Here is a 5,856-nt window from a genome sequence, read left to right as displayed (position 1 = left end):
CAACCAGGCCACACCCCTGGCGGACGCCACGCCGCAACCCACCCGCGACAATCCTCACTACACAAAAGCCTACCGGGGGTAAGCGTAAAGGCGGCAGTGCGAAACCCTTCCCCCCAGGTAGGCTTTGATCACTTCAGGATTGTCGCGGATCTGTTCCGGCGTGCCGTCAGCCAGAGGTGTGCCCTGGTTGATCACGACGATATGGTCGGAAATGCTCATGACCAGTTTCATGTCGTGTTCGATCAGCAGCACGGTCACGTTGTGCTCTTCGCGCAGCACGCTGATCAGCGCCTTGAGGTCTTCGGTTTCCTTTGGGTTCAGGCCGGCGGCCGGTTCGTCGAGCATGAGGATCCGCGGGCGGGTCATCATGCAGCGGGCGATTTCCAGACGACGTTGCTGACCGTAGGCCAGGGTGCCGGCGCTCCGGTTGGCGAACTCTTTGAGGTTGACCTTTTCCAGCCAGTACTCGGCAAACTCCATCGCCTCGCGTTCGCTTTTGCGGAACGCCGGGGTCTTGAACAGGCCGGACAGGAAGTTGGTGTTCAGGTGACGGTGCTGAGCGATCAACAGGTTCTCGATCGCCGTCATGTCTTTGAACAGTCGCACGTTCTGGAAGGTACGAACCACGCCTTTGAGGGCGATCTTGTGACCCGGCAGGCCCTGAATCGGCTCGCCGTCAAGCAGGATGCTGCCGCCGGTGGGCTGATAGAAACCGGTCAGGCAGTTGAACACGGTGGTCTTGCCCGCGCCGTTCGGCCCGATCAGTGCAACCACCTGTTTTTCCTTCACCGTCAGCGCCACGCCGTTGACCGCCAGCAAGCCACCGAAGCGCATGCTCAGATTTTCGACTTTAAGGATCTCGCGGCTCATTTGCTCAGCTCCATGTGGGGGCGTTGCATCGGCAGCAGACCTTGTGGACGCCAGATCATCATCAACACCATCAGGGCACCGAACATCAACATGCGGTACTCGCTGAACTCACGCATCATTTCCGGCAACAGGATCATCACCACGGCCGCGAGGATCACGCCCAGTTGCGAGCCCATGCCACCGAGCACCACGATGGCGAGGATGATCGCCGACTCGATGAAGGTGAACGATTCCGGCGTTACCAAGCCCTGACGGGCGGCGAAGAAGCTGCCGGCGAAACCGGCGAACGCGGCCCCCAGCGTAAACGCCGAAAGCTTGATCACGGTCGGGTTCAGACCCAGCGCGCGGCAGGCAATTTCGTCTTCACGCAGCGCTTCCCATGCACGACCGATCGGCATGCGCAGCAAGCGGTTGATGACGAACAGCGCGGCCAGTGCCAGCAGCAACGCCACCAGGTACAGGAAAATCACCTTGTTGATCGAGTTGTACTGCAGGCCGAAATACTCGTGGAAGGTCTGCATGCCTTCTGCCGCCTTGCGTTCGAAGGTCAGGCCGAAGAACGTTGGCTTCTCGATGTTGCTGATGCCGTTCGGGCCACCGGTGATGTCGGTCAGGTTACGCAGGAACAGACGGATGATCTCGCCGAAGCCGAGCGTCACGATTGCCAGATAGTCACCGCGCAGACGCAATACCGGGAAGCCCAGCAGGAAGCCGAACGTCGCCGCCATCAGGCCGGCAATCGGCAGGCAGATCCAGAAGCTCAGGCCATAGTAGTGCGACAGCAGCGCGTAGCTGTAGGCACCGACGGCGTAGAAGCCGACGTAACCCAGGTCGAGCAGACCGGCCAGACCGACCACGATGTTCAGGCCAAGGCCGAGCATCACGTAGATCAGGATCAGCGTTGCGATGTCCACCGCGCCACGGGAGCCGAAGAACGGCCAGACCAGCGCGCCAAGGATCAGCGCGATGATGATGTAGCGTTGGGTGGTCGGCAGGGTCAGGAAGTTACTGGCCTTGGCCGGGATCAGCGGCATGCCGGGCGAGGACTTCCACGCCTTGCTGATCTGCTGGTTGAACAGCACACGCAGGAACATCAGCACCGAGCAAATGGCGATGGTCGCCAGAATGGCCGGGCTGGTGTTATGCACTTCAAGGTTGATGCCGACGATGGTCAGTTTCAGACCCAGTACCGGGTAGGCCACAGCCCACACCAGCAAAGCGCTGAACAGCGCCTGTTTAAGATTCCTAGTCATACTTTCTCAACCTCCGGACGGCCCAGAATGCCGGTCGGACGGAACAACAGCACCAGAACCAACAAGCCGAAAGCCACGACGTCCTTGTACTGGTCGCCGAAGATATCGGCACCAAAGGCTTCCGCCACCCCAAGCACCAGCCCGCCGAGCATGGCGCCGGGAATGCTGCCGATGCCGCCCAGTACCGCAGCGGTGAAGGCTTTGAGGCCGACCAGGAAACCGGCGTTCGGGTTGATCACGCCGTATTGCATGCTCAGCAGCACGGCCGCGATGGCCGCCAGCGCAGCACCAATGACGAAGGTCAGGGCGATGATGTTGTTGGTGTTGATGCCGAGCAGGTTGGCCATCTTCAAGTCTTCGGCGCAGGCGCGGCAGGCGCGACCCAGGCGAGAGCGGGAGATGAACAGCGTCAGGCCGAGCATGGCGATGAGGGTCACCACGAACACCACGATTTGCATGTAGGAAATCAGCACTTCATGTGCGCCACCTGGCCCGAAAGTAATGTTGCCCGGAATCAGGTTGGGGATGGATTTGTCCTTGGAGTCTTGCGCCAGCAGAACCGTGTTCTGCAGGAAGATCGACATACCGATGGCGGAAATCAGCGGAATCAAACGGTTGCTGCCGCGCAGGGGGCGGTAGGCGATCCGTTCGATGCTGTAACCGTAGGAACTTGTCACGACGATGCTCGCGATGAAAGCAGCGGTCATCAACAGCGGGACGTTGTCGATTCCCATCATGGCCAGCCCGGCGATGGCGATGAACGCCACGTAGGAACCGATCATGTACACCTCGCCATGGGCGAAGTTGATCATTCCAATGATGCCGTAGACCATCGTATAGCCGATGGCAATCAGGGCATACGTGCTGCCAATGGTCAGACCATTAACCAGCTGCTGGAAGAAGTGATAGAGGTCAGGCATTACAACGCTCCTAAAAACCTGATACGCATTTCACTGGTGGAGTCATTTTCCCGCCCGGCCCCGTGGATCTTTATCCACTTCGAATCCGGGTTTTGCCAGCGAACCGCTGATGACGGTTTTGAGATTTTCAGGTGGGGAGACTGGCGGATCACGCCAGCGCGGCCCATACATTCGTAAAACAAAGCCCACGGCACGCCGTGGGCTTTATTGGCAGTCAGTCAGGCAGGGCCTTACTGAGGCGAAGCTTCAGTTTTTGGTTTGCCGAAGTGCCACTCGTAAACCACAAATTTGAAGTCCTTCAGGTCGCCCTTGGCGTCGAAGCTCAGATCGCCGGTCGGGGTTTTGAAGGTGCCAGCGTGGATGGCTTCAGCCACTTTGGCAGTGTCTTCGCTCTTGGCGGCAGCGATACCGCCGGCAATCACTTCAACAGCCGAGTAGGACGGGAATACGAACGGGCCGCTCGGGTCTTCTTTCTTCGCCTTGAAGGCATCAGCCAGGGCGACGTTGGCCGGATCCTGGTCGAAGGATTTCGGCAGGGTTACCAGCAGACCTTCGGAAGCGTCTTTGGCGATCTGCGAAATGGAGTCGTTACCCACGCCTTCCGGACCCATGAACCTGGCTTTCAGGCCTTTTTCAGCGGACTGACGCAGGATCAGACCCAGCTCTGGGTGGTAGCCGCCGTAGTAAACGAAGTCGACGTTGGCTTGCTTGAGTTTGGCGATGATCGAGGAGAAATCCTTGTCGCCGGCGTTGATGCCTTCGAACACGGCGACTTTCACGCCATCCTTCTCCAGCGTGGTTTTCACGGCGGTGGCAATGCCTTCACCGTATTGCTGCTTGTCGTGCAGAACAGCGACGACTTTCGGTTTGACGAACTTGGCGATGTAGTTACCGGCGGCAGGGCCCTGGGCGCTGTCCAGGCCGATGGTGCGGAAGACCATTTTGTAACCACGGGCGGTGATTTCCGGGCTGGTGGCAGCCGGGGTGATCATGATCACGCCTTCGTCTTCGTAGATGTCCGAAGCAGGCTGAGTGGAGCTGGAGCACAGGTGACCGACCACGAACTTCACGCCGTCGTTGACGACCTTGTTCGCGACCGCGACCGCTTGTTTCGGATCGCAGGCATCGTCGTATTCAACGGCTTCGAGCTTCTTGCCGTCGACGCCGCCCTTGGCGTTGATCTGTTCGATGGCCATTTTCGCGCCACTGAACTGCATGTCGCCGTATTGGGCTACTGGACCGGTTTTAGGACCGGCGATACCGATTTTGATGGTGTCAGCTGCGAACGAATGGCTGGCAACACCGGCCAGAACCATAGCGGCAAACAGTTTGGAAATCTGCTTAGTAGCCTTTGTCATAGTGCTCCACTCTTACTGTTGTAATTTTTTTGAGTTCTGGCGCCGTAGCAGCAGAACCGGGTCAGATATCTTTGCGATACCCTCCGGAAAATGCCCCCGGCAACTGTACCGGTACAGTGTAGAGCGCCGGTTGTAAGCCTGGGAAGCGGGCGCCGAGGGACAAAACCTGAGGGTGTCGCATTTTTGAATGAAAAAGACAGAATTGCGGCGGGGCGTTCGTGGGCATATATCCCAATCAGCAGCATTCCTTGGCGTTCCTGCTCTTTTCGTTCGGTGAAGCGATTTGCTACCGGGTTTTGCTGGCGGACCACCGACGTTATCATTCGCGTCGATTTCTTTTCCGGACAGTTCCCATGAATCAAGAACCTAGCACCCTCTATGCCAAGCTGCTTGGTGAAACCGCATCTATCACCTGGAAAGAGTTGGAGCCGTTCTTTGCCAAGGGTGCCCTATTGTGGGTCGACCCAAGCCTTGATTTGATCGCCGCTGCCGAGGCCGTGGCCTCGGACGATGGTGCCAAAGTGGCTGCCTGGCTGGCCGAAGACAAGGTCGCCAAGCTGTCTGAAACGCGGGCACTGGATATTTTCGAGCGTGACCCGGCGCTCTGGGCGGTGGTGGTTTCACCGTGGATTCTGATCCAGGAAAGGGCGCTTGCCACTGATGTCGCACCTTGATGGTGCGGACGGTCGTCAGCGAAAAGTGTGTAGCCGAGTAGCGTGATGGCACGTTGCCGTGAAGAAAGGCCACAAGCGAGGGTGGCATCACGGTGACGTAAACGTAACGGGAACAGTTTAGTAAGCAGCCTAACGGCTGCTTAATTGTTTCTGGATGTTGGAAAGGTTGAGATGTTCAGTGAACTTGAGGGCCTCTTCGCGAGCAAGCCCGCTCCCACATTTGGAATGCATTCCCCTGTGGGAGCGGGCTTGCACGCGAAAGGGGCGACTCGGTTCTGGATCAGACCGAGTAAGTCTTGCCCGTGTGGTTATTGAGGGAAATAACCTTGGTCTTGCCAATCCGGTGACGATAAATCTCACGCAGGTACTTGATCGCCTTCTTCACGCAATCGCGTGACAGGCGAATATCGTTGATCGAGACAAACTTCTCTTTGTCGTTGATCAACTCGCGATACTTCTTCTCGTACATCGGTTTGATCGCGTACCAGTTGGTGTCGAGGATCTTCGCCGGGTTCTCGAACTCGTTGAGCAGTTCATCGATGCGGTCTTCGTCGAAGTCCTCATGGATGATGAAATCGAGGATCGAATTGTCCAGCGTCTCGTCGAAACGGTACGGGTTTTTCGCAAAGCAGCGCTTGATGAACGCCACGATCAGCGTCAGGAAGTCATCCGACAGGCACGGGCTCTTGGCGATGAGGGTGGTCAGCGACAAGTTGGCCGAGGCACCGATCACCAGTGCGTAGCGCTTGAGCGTGGTGTTGGGGAACAGGCTGTTGAGTTG

5 protein-coding genes and 1 pseudogene are annotated in these 5,856 nt (G+C 57.9%); 1 reads left to right on the top strand and 5 read right to left on the bottom strand.

All coding sequences use genetic code 11. The features are described from left to right. Positions 1 to 69 precede the first annotated feature (69 nt). The 4 genes from livG to ACIOWA_RS27030 all read right to left on the bottom strand — a co-directional run bounded on the left by livG (position 70) and on the right by ACIOWA_RS27030 (position 4,401). Complete coding sequence (livG, locus tag ACIOWA_RS27045) at positions 70 to 870, bottom strand: high-affinity branched-chain amino acid ABC transporter ATP-binding protein LivG (RefSeq protein ID WP_401162832.1); 801 nt, start codon at positions 868 to 870, stop codon at positions 70 to 72. Next, entirely contained in the window at positions 867 to 2,123 is a 1,257-nt protein-coding gene (locus tag ACIOWA_RS27040) for a high-affinity branched-chain amino acid ABC transporter permease LivM (protein ID WP_221731426.1), read from the bottom strand. The genes livG and ACIOWA_RS27040 overlap by 4 nt, the downstream gene beginning before the upstream one ends. Further along, positions 2,120 to 3,043, bottom strand: a complete 924-nt coding sequence (gene livH, locus ACIOWA_RS27035) for a high-affinity branched-chain amino acid ABC transporter permease LivH (RefSeq protein WP_401162830.1) — start codon at positions 3,041 to 3,043, stop codon at positions 2,120 to 2,122. Before livH ends, ACIOWA_RS27040 begins: the two co-directional genes overlap by 4 nt. 230 nt (positions 3,044 to 3,273) lie before the next feature. Further along, a complete protein-coding gene (locus ACIOWA_RS27030; protein ID WP_339430654.1) occupies positions 3,274 to 4,401 on the bottom strand; it encodes a branched-chain amino acid ABC transporter substrate-binding protein in 1,128 nt (375 codons plus the stop codon). 353 nt (positions 4,402 to 4,754) lie between these two features. On the opposite strand from ACIOWA_RS27030, the gene ACIOWA_RS27025 reads away from it, so the two are divergent. Then, the gene (locus tag ACIOWA_RS27025; protein ID WP_339430655.1) at positions 4,755 to 5,075 is read left to right on the top strand and encodes a DUF2288 domain-containing protein; all 321 of its coding nucleotides are present in this window, start codon (positions 4,755 to 4,757) and stop codon (positions 5,073 to 5,075) included. A gap of 280 nt (positions 5,076 to 5,355) precedes the next feature. Here ACIOWA_RS27025 and ACIOWA_RS27020 read toward each other — a convergent pair. Beyond that, positions 5,356 to 5,856 (bottom strand): annotated as a pseudogene (locus ACIOWA_RS27020) (hypothetical protein); the annotation flags it as partial.

Source organism: Pseudomonas sp. NPDC087614, from assembly GCF_044743485.1.
Taxonomy (GTDB): domain Bacteria; phylum Pseudomonadota; class Gammaproteobacteria; order Pseudomonadales; family Pseudomonadaceae; genus Aquipseudomonas; species Aquipseudomonas baetica_A.
Note: the sequence above shows the minus strand (reverse complement) of the source record. Positions and strands in the feature narration are given on the sequence as shown.

Bases quoted from the DNA above. Each gene is read 5' to 3' on its own strand.
- ACIOWA_RS27025 (WP_339430655.1), top strand. From the start codon at position 4,755: ATGAATCAAGAACCTAGCACCCTCTATGCCAAGCTGCTTGGTGAAACC.
- livH (WP_401162830.1), bottom strand. From the start codon at position 3,043: ATGCCTGACCTCTATCACTTCTTCCAGCAGCTGGTTAATGGTCTGACC.
- ACIOWA_RS27040 (WP_221731426.1), bottom strand. From the start codon at position 2,123: ATGACTAGGAATCTTAAACAGGCGCTGTTCAGCGCTTTGCTGGTGTGG.
- ACIOWA_RS27030 (WP_339430654.1), bottom strand. From the start codon at position 4,401: ATGACAAAGGCTACTAAGCAGATTTCCAAACTGTTTGCCGCTATGGTT.
- livG (WP_401162832.1), bottom strand. From the start codon at position 870: ATGAGCCGCGAGATCCTTAAAGTCGAAAATCTGAGCATGCGCTTCGGT.